Source organism: Streptomyces phyllanthi (assembly GCF_009377205.1).
In the GTDB taxonomy this organism is placed as follows: domain Bacteria; phylum Actinomycetota; class Actinomycetes; order Streptomycetales; family Streptomycetaceae; genus Streptomyces; species Streptomyces phyllanthi.
On the sequence record NZ_VJZE01000038.1, the window covers coordinates 1 to 19,258 of the forward strand.

The window sequence follows — 19,258 nt, forward strand, 5'->3', positions numbered from 1 at the left end:
GTACAGGGGCAGACGGGGGTCGACCGGCTGCTCGGGCCAGGTGCCGCGGATCCACGCGTGGTCCGGGTGATCGCAGATCAGCCACGCACGGTCGGGGTCGGGGCCCGCCATGACGTTGAGGTAGTACATGTGGTGCCCGGGCACGGCCATGGACGGTCCGTGCCAGCCGTCCGGGATCAGGACGACGTCGCCGTCGCGCACCTCGGCCAGCACGTCCGTGTTGGTGCCCTGGCCGGAGGGCGAGACCCGCTGGTAGCCGAGACCGGGGGTGCCCTCGTGGCCGGCGAACTCGAAGTAGTAGATCTCCTCCAGCTCCGACTCCTCACCGGGCCGGTGCTCGTCGTGCTTGTGGGGCGGGAAGGAGGACCAGTTGCCGCCCGGCGTGATCACCTCGACGGCGATGAGCTTGTCGCACTCGAAACCGTATCCGTCACCGCCTCCGGCGGGGGCCGCCGCGCCGAAGTTGTTGACCTGGCGGGAGCAGTTGCCGGTGCCGCGCAGTTCGACCGGGACGGAGGACGCGGGGCCGTAGCGGGCGGGCAGCCGGCGCTCGCAGCGGGCGCCGGTCAGGGCGAAGCGCCCGCCGTCGCGCGAGGCGATGGAGGCCTGGGCGTCACGGGGTACGTACGCGAAGTCGCTGACCCCGCTGAAGACGCTCTCGCGCCCGCTCAGCCTGAACGTGTCACCGTCGACGGCGACGGTGCAGGAGCCGGCGAGCGGCAGCACGATCCACTCACTGTCGCCGCTGTCGAAGCTGTGCCGGCCACCGGGCGGCAGTTCGAGCACCCGCAGGCTGGAGTAGCCCCAGCCGGCCGACTCGGGCGTGATGTTCACGGCGTAGGCGTCACCCGTGGCCTTGCCCGCGGGCAGGTGGTGCGTGGCGGTCATGATGCGTTTCCTTCGCGTCCTTCTGGGCGGTGTCGAAGCGAGCTCCGAGACGGAGCAGGAACAGGCTTCGGGGAGGTTCGAGGCGGGCTTCCGGACGGTGGCGGGCGGGCTCAGGCGGTCAGAGCAGGCCGACCGCGGTGTCCACCGCGGTCTCCACGCTGCCTCCGGCGGGGTAGAGCAGCGACCGGCCCACGACCATGCCCTGCACGGTGGGCAGCCGCAGCGCCTTGCGCCACTTCTCATAGGCGCCCTCCTGGTCCCCGCCGACCTCGCCGCCGAGCAGCACGACGGGCAGAGTGGACGTCTCCAGTGCCGCGGCCATGTCGTCGGGGTCCTCGGTGACGGGCAGTTTCAGCCAGGTGTAGGCGGAGGTGCCGCCGAGGCCCGAGGCGATCGCGATGGACCGGGTGACGGCGTCGGAGCTCAGGTCGTTGCGGACCGCGCCGTCCACGCGGCGCGATATGAACGGCTCGACGAACAGCGGCAGCCGGCGCGCCGCCATGTCGTCGATGGCCCGTGCCGTGGACTCCAGGGTGCGCAGGGAGCCGGGGTCGTCGTAGTCGATGCGCACCAGCAGCTTCCCGGCGTCGAAGCGGAGCCGCTCCATGTCCTCGGCGCGGTGGCCGGTGAAGCGGTCGTCCATCTCGAAGGACGCGCCGGCCAGGCCACCCCGGTTCATCGAGCCCATGACAACCTTGTCATCGAGGACGCCGAGAAGGAGCAGGTCCTCCAGGATGTCGGCGGTGGCGAGCACCCCGTCCACGCCCGGTCTCGACAGCGCGACGCACAGGCGTTCCAGCAGATCGGCCCGGTTGGCCATGGCCAGTCGGTGACCGCCCACGCCGAGGGCGCCGCGGGCCGGGTGGTCGGCGGCCACGATCATCAGGCGGCCGCTGTCGCCGATCAGCGGGCGGCGCACGCGGCGGGCGGCCGCTTCGGCGATGGCCTCCGGGTGCCGGGCGCGCACCGTGACGAGGTCGGGGATGCTGATGCTCAAGACTTCGCTCCGTTCAGGGGTGGCGTCGGTCAGCCGCGCGCGAGGAGGCCGTCGACCTCCGACTCGGTGGGCATCGCGGAGGAGCAGGCGAGCCGGGAGGCGACGAGCGCGCCGGCCGCGTTGGCGTACCGCATGGTCTTCTCCAGCTCCCAGCCGTTCAGCAGACCGTGGCAGAGCGAGCCGCCGAAGGCGTCCCCGGCGCCGAGGCCGTTGACGACCTCCACGGGCACCGGCGGGACCTCGGCGGTGGTGCCGTCGCGGTGGACGGCCAGCACCCCCTTGGGGCCCTGCTTGACGACGGCCAGCTCGACCCCGGCGTCGAGCAGGGCCTGGGCGCAGGCTCTCGGCTCGCGGACGCCGGTGGCGATCTCGCACTCCTCCAGGTTGCCGACGGCCACGGTGGCGTGGCGCAGCGCCTCGGCGTAGTACGGGCGGGCCGCCTCGGGGTCGTTCCAGAACATGGGGCGCCAGTCGAGGTCGAAGACGGTGATGCCGGACTTGTCACGGGCCTTCAGCGCGGCGAGCGTGGCCGAGCGGCTGGGCTCCTCGCTCAGGCCGGTGCCCGTGATCCAGAAGATGCGGGACGCGCGGATGGCGAAGAAGTCGAGCTCGTCGGTGTGGATCTCCAGATCCGGGGCCTTGGGGCGCCGGTAGAAGTACAGCGGGAAGTCGTCCGGCGGGAAGATCTCGCAGAACGTGATCGGTGTCGGGTAGGCGTCGACCGGGGTGACGAAGCGGTCGTCGACCCCGAACTCCTTGAGGGCGTCGTGGAGATACGAACCGAAGGGGTCGTTGCCGGTCCGAGTGATCACAGCGGTAGCGTGACCCAGGCGCGCGGCGGCCACGGCGACGTTGGCCGCTGATCCCCCCAGAAACTTGCCGAAGGATTCGACTTGTGGAAGCGGCACACCGGTCTGCAACGGATACAGATCGACCCCGATGCGGCCCATGGTGATCAGATCGAACGTTTCGGCGGACTCGGGCATGCGCGTCACTCCTCGTACGGGGATGCGGGCCGTGGAGGGCCCGGAGTGCGGGGGATGCGGGCACGCTGGCCCGGGCGTACCCCAGGTGTAGATCCCAGGGCCGGCCCATGTCAAGAGTTTGTACGGACATTCGGACCTGCAAGTGAAATGATGTCTTAACAAAGTATTGACAGCCGGGTGGGACAGGCGTTTGTATCCGGTCCCAACGAAACCGCCGCTCCACCGGCACATGACCCCGGCCTCAATGCCTGGGCCCGCGCGGGCTTCCCGCCCGACGCCGTCCCGTTCCCTTTCCCCCCGTTACGCACAGTGAGGTGCAAGGAAAGATGGACCGTTTTCACCCCCGCTCCCGCCGAGTCGCGCCGTTCGTCGCGATAGCCGCGGCGTCCGCGCTGCTCATAGCCGGCTGCTCCAGCAGCTCCGGCGGCAAGGAGGCCGAGGAGGGCGGCGCGGACGCATCCGCGGGCAAGGCAAACACCCCCAGGATGACGGTCGCGCTGGTCACCCACCAGTCGGCCGGCGACACGTTCTGGGACATCGTCCGCAAGGGCGCCGAGGCGGCGGCCGCGAAGGACAACGTCAAGCTCGTCTACTCCAACAACCCGAGCGCGGGCGAGCAGGCCAACCTCGTCCAGAACGCCATCGACCAGAAGGTCGACGGCATCGCGGTCACCCTGGCCAAGCCGGACGCCATGAAGGACGTCGTGGCCAAGGCGAAGAAGGCCGGTATCCCCGTGGTCGGTCTGAACTCGGGTGTGAGCGACTGGCAGTCCCTGGGCCTGATGGAGTTCTTCGGCCAGGACGAGAGCGTCGCGGGCGAGGCCTTCGGCAAGAAGCTGAACGAGGAAGGCGCCAAGAAGGCCGTCTGCGTCATCCAGGAGCAGGGCAACGTCGGTCTCACCCAGCGTTGCGACGGTGTGAAGAAGACCTTCGAGGGATCGGTCGAGAACCTCTACGTCAACGGCACCGACATGCCGTCGGTGCAGTCGACGATCAACGCGAAGCTCAAGCAGGACAGCGACATCGACTACGTCGTCACCCTCGGCGCACCGTTCGCGCTGACCGCGGTGAAGTCGGTGGACGAGGCGGGCAGCAAGGCCAAGGTCGCCACGTTCGACCTGAACAAGGAGCTGACCAGCGCGATCAAGGACGGTGACATCCAGTTCGCCGTGGACCAGCAGCCCTACCTGCAGGGTTACCTGGCCATCGACTCGCTGTGGCTGTACAAGAACAACGGCAACTACATGGGCGGCGGCGAGGAGCCGGTGCTGACGGGTCCTGCTTTCGTGGACAAGTCCAACGTCGACACCGTCGCCGCGTTCGCCGCGAAGGGCACTCGGTGATGGGGATGACCCAACAGGCTGCGCCGGCGGTGACCACACCGCCGGCCTCCGGCCCGTCCAAGCAGACCGACGGGCGTACCGCGCAGCGGTCGCTGGTGGTGCGGTTGCTGGCCCGTCCCGAGGTGGGGGTGTTCCTGGGGGCGGTGGCGGTGTTCGTGTTCTTCCTGGTCGCGGCGCCGCCGGTGCGTGAGGCCAGTTCGATGGCGAACATCCTGTACCAGTCGTCGACGATCGGGATCATGGCGCTGCCGGTGGCGCTGCTGATGATCGGCGGGGAGTTCGACCTCTCCTCCGGTGTCGCGGTGATCACCTCGGCGCTGACCGCGAGCATGATCAGCTATCAGCTGACGATGAACGTGTGGGTCGGTGTCGTCGCCGCGCTGGTGGCGTCGCTGGCGATCGGCATGTTCAACGGGTGGATGCTGATCAGGACGGGTCTGCCCAGCTTCCTGGTCACCCTGGGCACGTTCTTGATCCTGCAGGGTGTGAACCTGGCGGTCACCAAGCTGATCACCGACAACGTGGCCACGGACAACATCAGTGACATGGACGGCTTCGGCCAGGCGAAGGCGCTCTTCGCCTCGTCGTTCGCCGTCGGCGGCGTGAATGTGAAGGTCACGGTGGTGTGGTGGCTGGTGTTCGCCGCGCTGGCCACGTGGGTGCTGCTGCGCACGAAGTACGGCAACTGGGTCTTCGCGGTGGGCGGCAACCAGGACTCCGCCCGTGCGGTGGGTGTGCCGGTGACGTTCACGAAGATCTCGCTGTTCATGCTGGTGGGTTTCGGTGCCTGGTTCGTCGGGATGCACAACCTGTTCTCCTTCAGCACCGTGCAGTCCGGTGAGGGCGTGGGCCAGGAGCTGATCTACATCGCGGCTGCGGTGATCGGCGGGTGTCTGCTGACCGGCGGCTACGGTTCGGCGATCGGGCCGGTCTTCGGCGCGTTCATGTTCGGCATGGTCAACCAGGGCATCGTCTACGCCGGCTGGAACCCCGACTGGTTCAAGGCCTTCCTCGGTGTGATGCTGCTCGGCGCCACCCTGATCAATCTGTGGGTCCGCCGCACGGCGACCCGGAGGTGAGTTCACACAATGGCAACCACCAACGAACCCGGCACGCAGAGCGCCGTCGTCAAGGACACCGGCCCGGAGGCCGGACGGCCGGTCGTCGAGCTGCGCGGGGCGGGCAAGGCGTACGGCAACATCCGTGCTCTGCACGGTGTCAGCCTCCAGGTGCGTCCCGGCGAGGTGACGTGTGTGCTGGGGGACAACGGTGCGGGCAAGTCGACCCTCATCAAGATCATCTCCGGTCTGCATCAGCACAGCGAGGGCGAGTTCCTCGTCGACGGTGAGGCGGTGCGCTTCACCACCCCGCGTCAGGCGCTGGACCGCGGGATCGCCACCGTCTACCAGGACCTGGCGACGGTGCCGCTGATGCCGGTGTGGCGCAACTTCTTCCTCGGCTCCGAGATCACCCGCGGTCCCTGGCCCGTGCGGCGTCTGGACATCGAGGCGATGAAGAAGACCGCGGACGAGGAACTGCGCAACATGGGCATCGTCCTGGACGACCTGGAGCAGCCCATCGGCACCCTCTCGGGCGGTCAGCGCCAGTGCGTGGCCATCGCCCGCGCCGTCCACTTCGGTGCCCGTGTACTGATTCTGGACGAGCCGACGGCGGCGCTGGGGGTGAAGCAGTCCGGGGTGGTGCTGAAGTACATCGCCGCCGCCCGCGACCGCGGACTGGGCGTCATCTTCATCACCCACAACCCCCACCACGCCTACATGGTCGGCGACCACTTCAGCGTGCTGCGTCTGGGCACGATGGAGCTGTCCGCCGCCCGCAGCGAGGTCAGTCTCGAAGAGCTGACCAACCACATGGCCGGCGGCGCGGAACTCGCCGCGCTCAAGCACGAGCTGGCCCAGGTCAGCGGCGTGGACGTGGAAGAACTCCCCGAGGAAGAAGACCTCACCGCACCCGTCCCCGCAACCCCGGAAGGAAAGTCCTGACATGACCCCTGCCCTGGACCGCATCCGGGTCGGCTCGGCCCCGGACTCCTGGGGTGTCTGGTTCCCCGACGATCCGCAGCAGGTGCCCTGGGAGCGGTTCCTGGACGAGGTCGCCGAGGCCGGCTACTCCTGGATCGAGCTCGGGCCGTACGGCTATCTGCCCACCGACCCGGCCCGGCTCACCGACGAGGTGACCAGGCGCGACCTCAAGGTGTCGGCCGGCACGGTCTTCACCTCCCTGCACCGCGGCCCGTCCGTCTGGGACGCCACCTGGGAGCATGTCGGCCAGGTCGCGGCCCTCACCCAGGCCATGGGCGCCAAGCACCTGGTGGTCATCCCCTCGTTCTGGCGGGACGACAAGACGGCCGAGATCATCGAGCCGGCCGAGCTCACCACCGAGCAGTGGGGCCACCTCAGCCGGGGCATGGAGCGGCTCGGGCGCCAGGTCAGGGAGACGTACGGCCTCGACATCGTGGTGCACCCGCACGCGGACACGCACATCGACACCGAGGAGCACGTCGAGCGCTTCCTCGACTCGACGGACTCCGACCTGGTCAACCTGTGCCTGGACACCGGGCACTACGCCTACTGCGGCGGCGACAGCGTCAAGCTGATCGAGACCTACGGCGAGCGCATCGGCTATCTGCACCTCAAGCAGGTGGACCCGGAGATCCTCGCCGACGTGGTCGCGGGCGGTGTCCCGTTCGGCCCCGCCGTCCAGCGCGGTGTGATGTGCGAACCCCCTGCGGGCGTACCGGAGCTGGGGCCCGTGCTGGCCGCGGCCCAGGGGCTCGGCGTGGACCTGTTCGCGATCGTCGAGCAGGACATGTACCCCTGCGAGCCGGACAAGCCGCTGCCCATCGCCGTGCGCACCCGCAAGTTCCTCCGCTCCTGCGGCGCCTGACCCACCGGAAGGGACGACCACCCACCATGACTCAGCGCGGAACGCTCGGGGTCGCCGTCATCGGCACCGGCCGTATGGGTGCCGACCACGTGCGCCGTATCCAGGAGGTGACCAGCGGGGCTCGGGTGTCCGCCGTGGTGGACATCGACGCCGAGCGGGCCAAGCGACTCGCCGAGGGCATCGACGGCTGCACCGCGTACACCGACCCGGGCGCCGCCATGGCCGCGGACGACGTCGACGCCGTGCTCATCGCCTCACCGGGTCCCGCTCACGAGGCGGCCCTGCTGACGGTGTTCGGGCACGACCTGCCGGTGCTGTGCGAGAAGCCGCTCACCCCCGACGCGGCTTCCGCGCTCCGTGTGATGGAGGCCGAGCAGAAGCTGGGCCACCGCAGGATCCAGGTGGGGTTCATGCGGCGGTACGACGCCGAGTACATGAAGCTGAAGGCGCTGCTGGACAGCGGCCGGCTCGGCCGCCCGCTGATGCTGCACAACCGGCACCGCAACGCCGCCAGTCCGCCCGGCTTCACCACCGAGATGCTCATCAACGACTCCGTGGTGCACGAGATGGACGTGACCCGCTGGCTCCTCGACCAGGAGATCACGGAGGTCACCGTGCTGCGCCCGACGCCCTCCGGGAACGCGCCCGAGGGCGTTCAGGACCCGCAGCTGGTCCTCTTCGAGACCGACGGCGGCGCGATCGTCGACGTCGAGATCAACGTCAACTGCGGCTTCGGCTACCAGGTGAAGGCCGAGGCGGTCTGCGAGCGCGGCACGGCCCGTATCGGCGAGGAGCAGTCCCTCGTCACCGACCTGGCCGGCCGCTGGGGCGGCACGATCGCGCAGGACTTCGTGGAGCGGTTCGCCGACGCCTACGACCGCGAGGTCCAGGCCTGGGTGGACGCCACCCGGCGCGGCGAGGTCACCGGGCCGAGTGTGTGGGACGGCTATGCCGTGGCGGCGGTCTGCGAGGCGGGCGTCCGCGCCCAGAGCGAGGGCGGCCGGGTCGAGGTCGAGATGGTCGAGCGGCCTGCCCTCTACCGCCGGTAGACGGGCGGACGAACGGGACGGTGTGTGCCCCCGGAGGCTGTCAGCGCGTCCGTGCTGCCTCCCGGGGCACACCCCTGCCAGGGGCGGTTTCCCGGGTGGTGGCGTCGCCGGACTTCCGGAAAGCCCACTCCATCCGCGGCTCGACCACGAACCGGAACACGGCACGCACCGGTGGCGAGCACAGCAGCGTGATCCCGCCGACCGCCATCGCCGTCACCGTGAGCTCCCCGACCGGGGTGTGCAGCCACGCGGGGGCGTACCAGTCCCCGAAGCGGGACGCCTTGATCACGAAGCCGTGCAGCAGATAGCCGTACATCGTCCCCGCGCCCAGTGCCGAGAACCACAGGTGCCGCCGGGGCACCCACGCCAGGAAGCACGCCGTCAGCAGCAGCGCCAGACAGAACAGCGCGGGCGTGGTGACCAGCCCGGCCCAGCGGGATACTCCCTGACCCGTCACGGCGCCCCGGTGGTACAGCCAGGCCGCGTCGAACCAGGGTGCCACCCCGTACGCGGCCACCAGCGCGCCCACACCCACGGGCAGCGTGCACAGCCGGACCCGCCGGGTGCGCAGCCGCTCGAAGTGCCCGGCCCGCAGCGTCAGCCCGAGCACGAAGAACGGCAGGAACTGCAGGGTCCGCTGGATCGACATGTCACCACCGACATCCGGTGACACCGAGGCCAGCACCGCGAGGCCGAGCGCGACCGGCACCGGATGCCGCAGCGCCAGCCAGACCGGAGTGGTGATCCGCCAGACGAACAGCGCCATCAGGAACCACATCACGTACCAGGGATCCAGCAGGCTGAACGGATACCCCCAGTCGTCCTGCGTCCATCGGTGGAAGAGCGTGTACGCGGTCTCGAAGACGAGATACGGCACGACCACACCCGTCAGCAGCCGCCGCAGCCGTCCCGGAACCATGTCGAAGCTCCGCGAGAAGTACCCGGAGACCAGCGCGAACGCGGGCATGTGGAAGGCGTAGACGAACAGATACGAGGCCGTCACCGCCCGGCTGCCGTAGGTCAGCGGCTCCCAGGCGTGCCCGCAGGCCACCAGCACGATCGTCAGGTACTTCACGTTGTCGAAGTACGGATCCCTGGACGAGGTCCCGCGGGCGGGCGGCGCGCCGTCGACACGGGGCGCGGTGGGGGTCGGAGGGTCGTGCTGCACCAGGTTTCCTGACATCTCCGGCTCTCGACGGGCGGACCCCGGCTCGTCTGCCCCGTCCCGCGCGGCTCAGTCCCGCGCGGCGGCCTTCCCGTGGAACCGGCGGTGCAGGGCGTGAACCTCCCGGGCCAGCTCCGGCACCGGTCCCTCGACGGTCACACCGGGCGCCACCTCCGCGACCGGCAGAGTCCGCACCGGAGGCGCGGGCACCCCCAACTCGGCCAGCCAGCAGGACAGTTGCTCGGACGAGGCCACGTACACGATACGGCCGAGCCCCACCCACGCGTGGGCGGCCGCACACATCGGGCAGTGCTCACCCGACGTGTAGACGGTCGCGGCCGCCCGCTCCTCGGGCGTGAGGTGCGCCGCCGACCAGCGGGCCAGCTCGAACTCCGGGTGGCGGGTACGGTCGCCGGAGGCCACCCGGTTGTGGTCCTCGGCCAGCACCGTCCCGCCGGCGCCCACGAGCACCGAGCCGAACGGCTCGTCACCGGCCTCCAGGGCCTCGGCCGCCAGCTCCACGCACCGCCGCAGGTACCGCAGCTCGGAGTCGTCCACCATGTCGTACGCACCCTCCTCGCGACGCCGTCCGCGCGGTCGCGGCCCATCGGCCCGGACCGCGATCTTCGAGCAGACTACGTCCGACCACCCTGCGGAGTCCGCGCGCTCCCGGGGCAGAGGGCGCGCGAGCGTCCGCCCGGTACGACGGCAGCCACCCGGCGGGCGCCGCCGCGGCCGTCCTCGGCGTGGGCCCGGGCCGTGCCGCGATCACCCATGGTGAACTGCTGACTACGGCGTGGTCCGGATGGTTCGCGCCGGTGCGGAGCCACAGGTGCCGGAGGGCCGGGAATGAGCGACTGGATCTGGGAGTACGAGGGATACGACCCGGTGGAGGAGCGACTGCGCGAGTCGCTGTGCACCCTCGGCAACGGCTACTTCGCGACCCGCGGAGCCATCCCCGAGTGCACCGCCGACGACGTGCACTACCCGGGCACGTACGCGGCGGGCTGCTACAACCGGCTCACCTCCCAGATCGCGGGCCGCCGGGTCGAGAACGAGGACATGGTCAACCTGCCCAACTGGCTGCCGCTGCGTTTCCGCACCGCCTTCGGCGACTGGTTCTCCCCGGACACCCACAGGGTCCTCGACCACCGCCAGCGCCTGAACCTGAGGGAGGGCACCCTGGAGCGCACGGTGCGGTACGAGGACACCGACGGCCGGCGACTGGCCGTACGGCAGCTCCGGCTGGTCCATATGGCGGACCCTCATCTGGCCCTGCTGCGCACCGAGTTCACCCCCGAGGGCTGGTCGGGGGAGATCGAAGTGGAGTCCGGGCTCGACGGGACGGTCACCAACAGCGGGGTCGAGCGGTACCGCGCGCTGGCCTCCCGGCACCTCACCCACGTCCACACCGGCACGTCACCGGGCGGGCCGGGGCGCGCCGCCGCCCGTGTCGCGGCCCGCGACACGGTCTGGATGCGGTGCCGCACCAGCACCTCCGACATCCGTATCGGCCTCGCCGCGCGGACCGTGGCGGACGCCCCGGCCGAGACCGGCAACGTCAAGGAGCTGCGGCGGATCGCCCGGGTGTTCCGGTTCCCCGTGACCGACGGGCACACGGTGACCGTCGACAAGACCGTCGCCCTGCACACCTCCCACGACCCGGCGATCAGCGATCCGCTGCACGCCGCCGTCGACCGCGTACGGCGCGCCCCCGACGTCGAGGCCCTGCTGGCCTCCCACCGCACCGCCTGGCAGCAGCTGTGGCGCGCCGCCGAGCCGGACGTGCCCGGGGGTGCGGGCACGGTGCTGCGCCTGCACCTCTACCACGTGCTCCAGACGCTGTCCCCGCACAGCGCCGAACTCGACGTGGGCGTGCCCGCGCGCGGCCTGCACGGGGAGGCGTACCGCGGGCACGTCTTCTGGGACGAGCTGTTCGTGCTGCCGTATCTGAACCTGCACTTCCCGGAGGTCTCCCGGGCCCTGCTGACGTACCGCCACCGTCGTTTGGAGCGGGCCTGCTTCGCCGCCGAGGACGCCGGGCACCGCGGTGCGATGTACCCCTGGCAGAGCGGCAGCGACGGCCGCGAGGAGACGCAGTGGCTCCACCTCAACCCGCGCTCGGGGCGCTGGCTGCCCGACCACTCCCGGCTCGAACACCATGTGGGCTCGGCGGTCGCGTACAACGTGTGGCGGTACTGCGAGGCGACCGGGGACGCGGAGTTCCTGCACACCAAGGGTGCCGAGATGATGATCCAGATCGCCCGCTTCTGGGCCGCCTTCGCCTCGTACGACGAGACGCTGGGCCGCTACCGGATCCGCGGCGTCGTCGGCCCCGACGAGTACCACGAGGCCTACCCGGGCGCGGCGGGACCGGGCCTCGTCGACAACGCGTACACGAACGTCACGGCGGCATGGGTGCTCGCCCGGGCCCTCGACGTGGCGCGGACCCTGCCCGTGACACGCCGCCGCGACCTGTTCGAACGCATCGGCCTCGACGATGCCGAACTCGAGGTCTGGGAGGACGTCGCCCACAAGCTGCACGTGCCCTTCCACTCCGGCGTCATCAGTCAGTTCGAGGGCTACGGCGACCTCGCGGAGCTCGACTGGGAGGCGTACCGGGAGCGCTACGGCGACATCCGGCGCCTGGACCGGATCCTGGAGGCCGAGGACGACACCGTCAACCGCTACCAGGCATCCAAGCAGGCCGATGTCCTGATGCTCGGGTACCTCTTCCCGCCCACCGAACTCAGGGACCTGTTCCGGCAGTTGGGGTACGAGCTGGACGACGGGACATGGCATCGCACCGTCGACCACTACCTGGCCCGCACCAGCCACGGCTCCACCCTCAGCAGCCTCGTCCACGGCTGGGTGCTGGCCCGGGCCCGCCGCACCCGGGCATGGGACTTCGTCCAGGAGTCGCTGATCGGGGACGTCGCCGACCTGCAGGACGGGACCACCGGCGAGGGCATCCACCTGGGCGCCATGGCGGGCACCCTCGATCTCGTACAGCGCGGCCTGACCGGCCTGGAGGCCCGGGACGGCCGGCTGTGGTTCGACCCCGTACCCCTGCCGGAGCTGTCCGAGTACGGCTTCTCGATCCGCTACCGGGGCCACTGGGGCGTGCGCCTGCGGCTGCGACCGGGGCGGCTGCACATCACCGTGCCCGAGTCGGACGAGCCCCCCATCACCGTGGCCGTCGCGGACCGTACCGTGTCCGTGGCGCCGGGGGAGTCCCGGGAACTCACCCTGCCGGAATGACGCCGCCGGGAGAGCCCCGGGAGAGCCCCGGGAGAGCCCTGGGAGAACCGATCCTGAGGGGTGGCCCATGAGATCCGGGTGAATTACGTTGCCCTGGGAGACCTGGGGTGATGGAGTGACCATATGGATCACGCCGGGGTGTTGGCCCTGTTCGACCGGGACATGCGGGAAGGGGCGCGCCCCGACGCGCCCGGTGCGCGGATCGAGCGCGCGGACCGGGTGGTGCGCCAGGTCGGCGCCGAGAGCGGCTGGAGCGGGGTCCTCTGGTCCGACTTGGACGAGACGACGGCGGACGGGGCGATCGCCGCACAGCTGCGGTACTTCGCCGGGCTCGGCCGAGAGTTCGAGTGGAAGCTGTACGGGCACGACCTCCCCGTCGACCTCGGGAAGCGGCTCCGCGCCGCCGGGTTCACACCCGAACCCGAGGAGACCCTGATGATCGCCGAGTTCGGGGGGATGCACCTCGACATCGAGGTGCCGGAAGGCGTACGGCTCCTCCCCGTGACCGACGCGGCGGGCGTCGACATGGTGGCCGACGTCCACGCGCAGGCCTTCGGCCGGGACAGCTCCCGTATGCGCACCCAGCTGCTCGCCCAGCTCACCGGCGACCCCGACACCGTCGTCGCCGTGGTGGCCCTGGCCGGGGACCGGCCGATCAGCGCGGCCCGTATGGAGATGCTCCCCGGGACCCGCTTCGCGGGCCTGTGGGGCGGCGGCACCGTGGAGGGCTGGCGTGGCCGGGGCATCTACCGAGCCCTGGTCGCCCACCGCGCCCGCGTCGCCGCGGAGCACGGCTACCGCTACCTCCAGGTCGACGCCACCAGCCAGAGCCGCCCCATCCTCGAGCGCCTGGGCTTCGTGCCACTGACCACGACGACGCCGTATGTGTCGCCGGGGGCGGCTGCGGGGGAGTGACGACGCCCCCTCGCCATGGGTGACAGGGGCGCGGTGCCCTCCAGGAGGCGAGGGCGCTGTGGGTGGCCCAGCCCACGGCGACGGTCGGGGCGGCCGACCGCGCACTGCTGGGGAGTGGCGGGCCGGACGCTCGTGCGCGGCGCAGCGGGCCCGCGCCCGAGGGCGAGCCGAGCCCGAGGCCTTCGCCCGGTGAGCGCATCGGCCCGGGGGCCGGCGTCACTCCGATGACCCGCGCGCCCTCGTAGCGGAACGCCCGGTCGTCCGGCGCTCCGGCCCGTGGCGCCGACCTCGGCAGGCGCGCGAGATCCCCGGCCCCCGTGGCGGCGGGGGGCCGCAGCGGTGCCGCCCGCCCGATACGGCCGCCTCCAGGACCGGTTGCCCAGGGGTCACCGCCTCAGCGCCGAGCCCGTGTCCGGTCGAGCGCCGCGACACCCAGCGCCGCCAGCGCGATCTGGATGAGCCACTCGATCCAGTCGACGTCGTCGGTGTCCGCCACACCGAACGCGCCGGCGAGCGCGGATCCGATGAGCGCGGCGACGATGCCGACGAGGATGGTCAGCAGGATGCCGATGCGCTGACGCCCTGGGACGACGAGCCGCCCCAGAACGCCGATGACGATGCCGATGACGACGGCACTGATGATGCCGGAGATCTCCATCTCCACCCCTTTTTCACCGGACCCTCCCTTAGGCCGGGCCCTCGCGTCCCTGCGAGTGCCCCCTGGGCGCGGGTGCAGTCCGGTTCCGTGTCACCTGCGGCTGCGACAGGCAGGCTTGCCCTGTGCGGCGGCCGACCTGCCATGCACGGAGGTTCGCCGGATTCTTCGTCATCGACGACACGGCCCCCAACGTGAGCCGACCCGCCGCCGGTCCGGCCTGGCCCGCCCGGCGCTCAGCGCAGGCACCAGGTCCGCAGTACGACCTCGCGGTCCTTGTGCCTGCGCAGGACGGGCTCGTCGTCGGTGAGTTCGAAACCGGCCGACCGGGCGACCGCCTCGCTAGCCGTGTTCTCCGCCTCGATACGCAGGACCACGCGACGGGGATTCAGATGAAGGGTGGCGTACTCGGTGACGAGGCGGACCGCCTTGGAGGCGAGGCCCCGGCCGCGATGGGCGGGGCCCACGCCGTAGGCGAGTTCGACGTCCCGGGGGTCGTTGAGACTGCGGAACAGCAGGACCTCGCCCAGGGGCCACCGGCCGTCCGTGGTGATGGCCAGCTGGACACCCCGTCCGTCGGCCCGCTTCACCTGGGCCGCGGCGAGATACGCGAGGGCCGTGTCCGTGTCGAAGGGGGAGGGCACCGGCGTCCACCGGGCGACCTCGGGGTTGTCGTACACCGAGACCAGGGCCGTCACGTCGTCGTCGTGCCACTCCCGGAGCCTCAGGCCGAAGCCCTGGAGCTGGAGGGGCGACGGGAGATGCAGGGGTTCTTTGACGTCCATGGAACGATCCTGACTCGGGGCCGCCGCGCAGGCCAAGGGCGCCTCCTTCACGGCGCGCCCCCGGACGGAGCACCGGCGCACCGTACCGCTTCCCGGATCGACGCCTCCGGATCGCCCTCGTGGTACGGCCGCTCCGACGCCTCGATCCCGTCCAGGAACTCCCGGTAGCGGACCGCGTACGCGAGGTGCGCCAACGGTTCGGCGAGCGCGAGGGCGCGAGCGGGGTCGCAGGCGGGGACGTGGGTCTTCCAGGCGCCCACCCAGGCGCGCGCAGCCGCGGAACGCGCCGGCTCGGGGAGGAAGTCCTGGAGCCGCAGGGCGTCCAGGACCGGGTTGCCCCAGTAGGCGTCGGCGAAGTCCACGACGACGGGTGGGCCGCCGTCGGCGCGCCAGTTGCCCGGGTGGAAGTCACCGTGCACGACCGTGTCCGGCAGACCGCACTCGGCGAGCAGGGCCCAGCGGCCGGCCAGTTCGCGTGCGGCGGACCGCTCCTCCGCCGTGATGTCCAGCGGGACGGTGCCGTCGAGCAGGTCCAGAACGCGGGCGGCCAGCGGCCCGTCGCGGCGGTCCCGCAGACCCGTCGGGCGCCCGGCGGCCAACTCGGCCTGCGCGGCGACGAACCGGCGGACACCGCTCTCCGCCGTTTCGGGGGAGGCCCGCCAGCAGTCCTCGCCGGGAACGTGCTCCAGGAGTATGCGGTGCTCACCGGCGCCGAGGACGGTGGGCACCAGGCCGGGGGACACACGCGCGAACGCGTCGATCACCGTGGCCTCGTCGGCGGCGAAGTGCGGGGTCGCCTTCAGCCAGACCGGCCCTCCGGCGGTGGGCAGCCGGAAGAGCCCGGCCAGGTTCCATGTCCGCCGCTGCTCGACAGGACCGGTCACCGGGCGTCCCGCCGCGGCGAGCGTCCGCGACGCCCAGTCGAGGAGCTCCCGCAGTCCTTCGGCCCGCGCCCACGGCGAGCGGAACGCCTCATGCCCGTTCAACAGGCCCTGGGGGAGCGGGCGTTGTTCCAGAACGTCCGGCTCCGGGGGCTCCGGCGCCTCGACGTGATACGTCACATGGCCGTCGCGCGCGCCCTCACCCCCGTCCACGGTCAGGAGCCGCAGCACCAACACCGGTACCCCGAGCTCCTGTTCCAGCCGGGTGACGACCGGTCCGGCCTCGGCCCACCACGGGATGTCCACCGAGAAGGGCCCGGCCACACCGAGGAACTGCCCGCCCGACGTCACCCACGCGCTCACGGTTCGGCTCATGGCGTCAGTGTGCGGGTCCGCGACGATCACGAGCGAACGAATATCACGTTGCGGTGGCGCCCCCGACAGCCCGGTAGAAGGCGGTGCGCATGGAGGAGTCGGCCCTGGAGGGCGGCGACGCCGGCACGGTGGTGCGGGTGGGATCCACGGTCCGCGTCCGCGCACACCGGCCGCGCGCTCCGGCTTCGTAAGGGAACCGCCGACGTCGTTCGAGGAACGCGGACGGCGGGGAGCACCCGGGTTCCCGGGCGTCGACGAGCGGGGCCGCGAGATGCTCGATCCACGCGTACGATTGACATGCAGGTAAACACCTGCATAACGTGAAGTGTGCGATCGGACAGTGACCCCGGAATGGACCCGGTCTTCAAGGCGCTCGCCGACCCGACCCGGCGGCGCCTCCTCGACCGGCTGCACGAGCACAACGGCCAGACGCTGGGCGAGCTGTGCGGACGTATCGACATGGCGCGCCAGTCGGTGACCCAGCATCTGGCCGTCCTGGAGGCCGCCAATCTGGTCAGCACCGTGCGGCGGGGTCGGGAAAAGCTGCACTACCTCAATCCCGTGCCGCTCCACGAGATCCAGGAGCGGTGGATCGACAAGTTCGAGCGCCCGCGGCTGCGCGCGCTCGGCGCGGTGAAGCGACGAGCGGAGGAAGCCATGACCGACAAGCCCGCATTCGTGTACGTCACGTATATCGCGAGCACCCCGGAGAAGGTCTGGGAGGCGCTCACCGACGCCGACCTGACGGCCTCCTACTGGGGCCACAGCAACGTCTCGGACTGGAACCCCGGCTCACGCTGGGAACATGTGCGGACGGACGGCTCCGGCATCGCCGACGTGGTCGGCACCGTGGTGGAGAGCGAACGCCCTACCCGCCTGGTCACCACGTGGGCCTCACCCGAGAACGAGGGCCGGGAGGACACGTACTCCCGGGTGACCCTCGACATCCGGCAGCACGGCGACATCGTCCGCCTCACCGTGACCCACGAGGACCTCGCTCACGAGCGCGACCTCGCGGATGTCTCGCTCGGCTGGCCTGCGGTGCTTTCCAACCTCAAGTCGCTGCTGGAGACCGGCAGCCCGATGCCGCAGGAACCCTGGCTCATGCCGAGCCGTTGACCGGCTCGCCATCCCGGCGGGGCCCGCCCGGACGGCGTCGGCCGGCCCGTCTGGACGGGCCGGCCGACGATCCCCTCGCGGGCATTTCCCCGGGTTGCACGGGCGGCTCACATGGGCGGCGCGGTCCTCGTGGTGCTCCGCGTCGAGCTCGTGCTCCTGGTGCTCCTCATCGCAGTGGCCGCGCACACCAGGCCCAGGACCACGGCCAGGCCACCGATGATCACGTTGTTGACGATGACGCCGGCGTCAGGGTCCTCGCCGACGACCCACGGCGAGATGATCAGCCAGACGCCGATGGCGGAGGTGGCCCAGCTCAGGCCGTACATCCTCTCGGGCGCGGCGGTGAAGCCGAGGGCCAGCAGACCGATCGCGATGCCGATGATCAGGTTGTGCGGCACAAGGGCGGGCTGGTTGGCCGTGAAGTGGAGTATCCACGGGGACACGGCGCAGTACAGACCGAGCAGGAACACCGGTCCGTCCACGAGCGCGACATCGCGGCCACCGAGCATGCGGGCGTATCTGTCGCGCATTTCGGACACATCGGGGTGAGTGGTCATGTCACCCCTGGGCGAGACGTTGGCCATGACTCGTCTCCTTTGATCTCTGCAGGTGATCTCTGCGGATCTGACCGCGTCTGGCGAGTTATGCGGAAATTGCCACTCATCCTCATTGTGCTCTTATTTGGTCTTTATGTCGATGTGTGACGGAACGCCCCGAGATGCGCCTTCCGTACCTCGGCCGTCTGCCCCTGGACCAGGAGGAACATCCCTTCCCGGGCGAGCCGCTGGGCGCGGGCGGCCAGGGTCAGGGAGCGTCCGCCCCCGGCGACGATCGCCGCGGTGGTCGCGGCGCGCATCAGGTCGTACGCCTGGATCTTGAGCGTCAGCCGCTCTTCGAGGTGCTTGTGCGGCACGGGGTGGTCGGCGAGGGCGTAGGCCTCGCGCCGGACGGTGTCGAGGCGGGCGCGCAGGGAACACGCGGTCTCCTTCGCGTCCGCGTCGCCCTCCAGCAGCCCCAGGGCCGCGTACGCCACCCCGAAGGCGGCGGGGGAGGCGTTGGTGTTCCTCGGCCGGTCGATGTGGGCGAACTCCTTCTGCGGGGTGCGCAGCACCAGCGCCTCCTCCGGCAGCCACAGGCCGTCCAGTTCCAGGGAGACCGTGCGGCCGGCGGTGAGCGCCGCGAGCCGCATCGGCGGCGAGGGGCGCATCCCCTTCTGCTCGCGGGCCTCGGCGGCGGCGAACACCACCTCGTCGCTGTCGCTCACCCCCGCCAGCATCATCACGTCGTTCAGGCCCCAGCCCGTGTACCAGGGCACGGTGCCGTCGAAGCGCCAGCCGCCGCGCTCGGGGGTCGCGCGCACCAGGACGCGCGGGAAGGCGCGGACGTGGGCGTAGGCGACACCGGACAGCAGTTCGCCGGTGGCCAGCGGGCGCAGCAGCCGCTCGCGGACCGGGAACGGGGAGTCCGCCAGCAGTTTCACCGGTGTGTGGTGCTGCTGCTGCACGAACCACGTGGAGCAGCACGCCCCGGCCAGGATCTCGGCGGTCTCCCGGGCCACCGCGGTGGGGGCGCCGGCCCCGCCGTACGCCACCGGTGCGCTCACCCCGAGCAGACCGGACCGCTTCACGGCCTCGATATGGCTCTCGGGCAGACCTTCCTGATCGACCCGTTCGGCGTGCGGCGTGAGGAGATCGTCCGCGAGCTGTCGGGCGCGGCTGACGAGGGGGTGGGGCGCGGTGGTCATGCGGACGATTCTCCCGGTGGCGCGGCGCTTGGTGCCGAACCGGGGCGGCGTCGAGGGCTGAGGGCGAGAGCCGGGGCCGTCCCCGGACCCGTCACACGCTGAGCGCCCGTCCCCCGGGTGACGCGCCGTGCGATCGATGTCCGGCATTGACTGGTCTACACCCTTGACTGGTACAGACCAAGGCGGTT

Annotated in this window: 18 protein-coding genes; 8 read left to right on the plus strand and 10 right to left on the minus strand. The window is 71.0% G+C overall.

The features are described from left to right. The 3 genes from iolB to iolC all read right to left on the minus strand — a co-directional run. Positions 1-888 (minus strand): 5-deoxy-glucuronate isomerase (gene iolB, locus FNH04_RS08475; protein WP_152781937.1); only part of this gene is annotated, 888 nt, incomplete at its 3' end. A 118-nt stretch (positions 889-1,006) separates the two neighbouring features. Next, positions 1,007-1,885: a Cgl0159 family (beta/alpha)8-fold protein gene (locus FNH04_RS08480; RefSeq protein WP_152781939.1), complete on the minus strand. Its 879-nt coding sequence runs from the start codon at positions 1,883-1,885 to the stop codon at positions 1,007-1,009. 29 nt (positions 1,886-1,914) lie between these two features. Further along, complete coding sequence (gene iolC, locus FNH04_RS08485) at positions 1,915-2,871, minus strand: 5-dehydro-2-deoxygluconokinase (protein WP_152781941.1); 957 nt, start codon at positions 2,869-2,871, stop codon at positions 1,915-1,917. A 326-nt stretch (positions 2,872-3,197) separates the two neighbouring features. Here iolC and FNH04_RS08490 point away from each other — a divergent pair, with 326 nt between their 5' ends. From FNH04_RS08490 to FNH04_RS08510, 5 genes are read left to right on the plus strand one after another with little or no spacing between them, the layout of a single operon-like run. Beyond that, the gene (locus FNH04_RS08490; protein WP_152781943.1) at positions 3,198-4,214 is read left to right on the plus strand and encodes a sugar ABC transporter substrate-binding protein; all 1,017 of its coding nucleotides are present in this window, start codon (positions 3,198-3,200) and stop codon (positions 4,212-4,214) included. Further along, complete coding sequence (locus FNH04_RS08495; RefSeq protein WP_152781945.1) at positions 4,214-5,293, plus strand: ABC transporter permease; 1,080 nt, start codon at positions 4,214-4,216, stop codon at positions 5,291-5,293. Before FNH04_RS08490 ends, FNH04_RS08495 begins: the two co-directional genes overlap by 1 nt. A gap of 9 nt (positions 5,294-5,302) precedes the next feature. Continuing rightward, positions 5,303-6,217, plus strand: a complete 915-nt coding sequence (locus tag FNH04_RS08500; protein WP_152781947.1) for an ATP-binding cassette domain-containing protein — start codon at positions 5,303-5,305, stop codon at positions 6,215-6,217. Position 6,218: 1 nt separating this feature from the next. Continuing rightward, complete coding sequence (locus tag FNH04_RS08505) at positions 6,219-7,121, plus strand: sugar phosphate isomerase/epimerase family protein (protein WP_152781949.1); 903 nt, start codon at positions 6,219-6,221, stop codon at positions 7,119-7,121. Between the two features lie 26 nt (positions 7,122-7,147). Further along, on the plus strand, positions 7,148-8,170 hold the full coding sequence (locus FNH04_RS08510; RefSeq protein ID WP_152781951.1) for a Gfo/Idh/MocA family protein: 1,023 nt from the start codon (positions 7,148-7,150) through the stop codon (positions 8,168-8,170). Positions 8,171-8,210: 40 nt separating this feature from the next. Here FNH04_RS08510 and FNH04_RS08515 read toward each other — a convergent pair whose 3' ends face one another. Next, positions 8,211-9,353, minus strand: coding sequence for an acyltransferase family protein (locus FNH04_RS08515; RefSeq protein WP_152781953.1), 1,143 nt, complete (start codon positions 9,351-9,353; stop codon positions 8,211-8,213). Positions 9,354-9,404: 51 nt separating this feature from the next. Further along, positions 9,405-9,896, minus strand: coding sequence for a nucleoside deaminase (locus FNH04_RS08520; RefSeq protein WP_152781955.1), 492 nt, complete (start codon positions 9,894-9,896; stop codon positions 9,405-9,407). A 288-nt stretch (positions 9,897-10,184) separates the two neighbouring features. On the opposite strand from FNH04_RS08520, the gene FNH04_RS08525 reads away from it, so the two are divergent. Then, entirely contained in the window at positions 10,185-12,596 is a 2,412-nt protein-coding gene (locus FNH04_RS08525) for a glycoside hydrolase family 65 protein (RefSeq protein WP_152781957.1), read from the plus strand. Between the two features lie 123 nt (positions 12,597-12,719). Beyond that, a complete protein-coding gene (locus tag FNH04_RS08530; protein ID WP_152781959.1) occupies positions 12,720-13,511 on the plus strand; it encodes a GNAT family N-acetyltransferase in 792 nt (263 codons plus the stop codon). Between the two features lie 394 nt (positions 13,512-13,905). Here FNH04_RS08530 and FNH04_RS08535 read toward each other — a convergent pair whose 3' ends face one another. From FNH04_RS08535 to FNH04_RS08545, 3 genes are all read right to left on the minus strand, one after another. Then, complete coding sequence (locus FNH04_RS08535; RefSeq protein WP_152781961.1) at positions 13,906-14,169, minus strand: GlsB/YeaQ/YmgE family stress response membrane protein; 264 nt, start codon at positions 14,167-14,169, stop codon at positions 13,906-13,908. A gap of 233 nt (positions 14,170-14,402) precedes the next feature. After that, on the minus strand, positions 14,403-14,951 hold the full coding sequence (locus tag FNH04_RS08540; RefSeq protein WP_152781963.1) for a GNAT family N-acetyltransferase: 549 nt from the start codon (positions 14,949-14,951) through the stop codon (positions 14,403-14,405). A 47-nt stretch (positions 14,952-14,998) separates the two neighbouring features. After that, a complete protein-coding gene (locus FNH04_RS08545) occupies positions 14,999-16,207 on the minus strand; it encodes an aminoglycoside phosphotransferase family protein (RefSeq protein ID WP_152781965.1) in 1,209 nt (402 codons plus the stop codon). A gap of 351 nt (positions 16,208-16,558) precedes the next feature. On the opposite strand from FNH04_RS08545, the gene FNH04_RS08550 reads away from it, so the two are divergent. Next, positions 16,559-17,326 (plus strand): ArsR/SmtB family transcription factor, encoded by a 768-nt coding sequence (locus tag FNH04_RS08550; protein WP_152781991.1) that lies wholly within the window; start codon positions 16,559-16,561, stop codon positions 17,324-17,326. Between the two features lie 107 nt (positions 17,327-17,433). Here FNH04_RS08550 and FNH04_RS08555 read toward each other — a convergent pair whose 3' ends face one another. Further along, positions 17,434-17,910, minus strand: coding sequence for an SPW repeat protein (locus tag FNH04_RS08555; protein WP_152781967.1), 477 nt, complete (start codon positions 17,908-17,910; stop codon positions 17,434-17,436). Between the two features lie 104 nt (positions 17,911-18,014). Further along, positions 18,015-19,070, minus strand: coding sequence for an acyl-CoA dehydrogenase family protein (locus tag FNH04_RS08560; protein WP_152781969.1), 1,056 nt, complete (start codon positions 19,068-19,070; stop codon positions 18,015-18,017). Positions 19,071-19,258 lie beyond the last annotated feature (188 nt).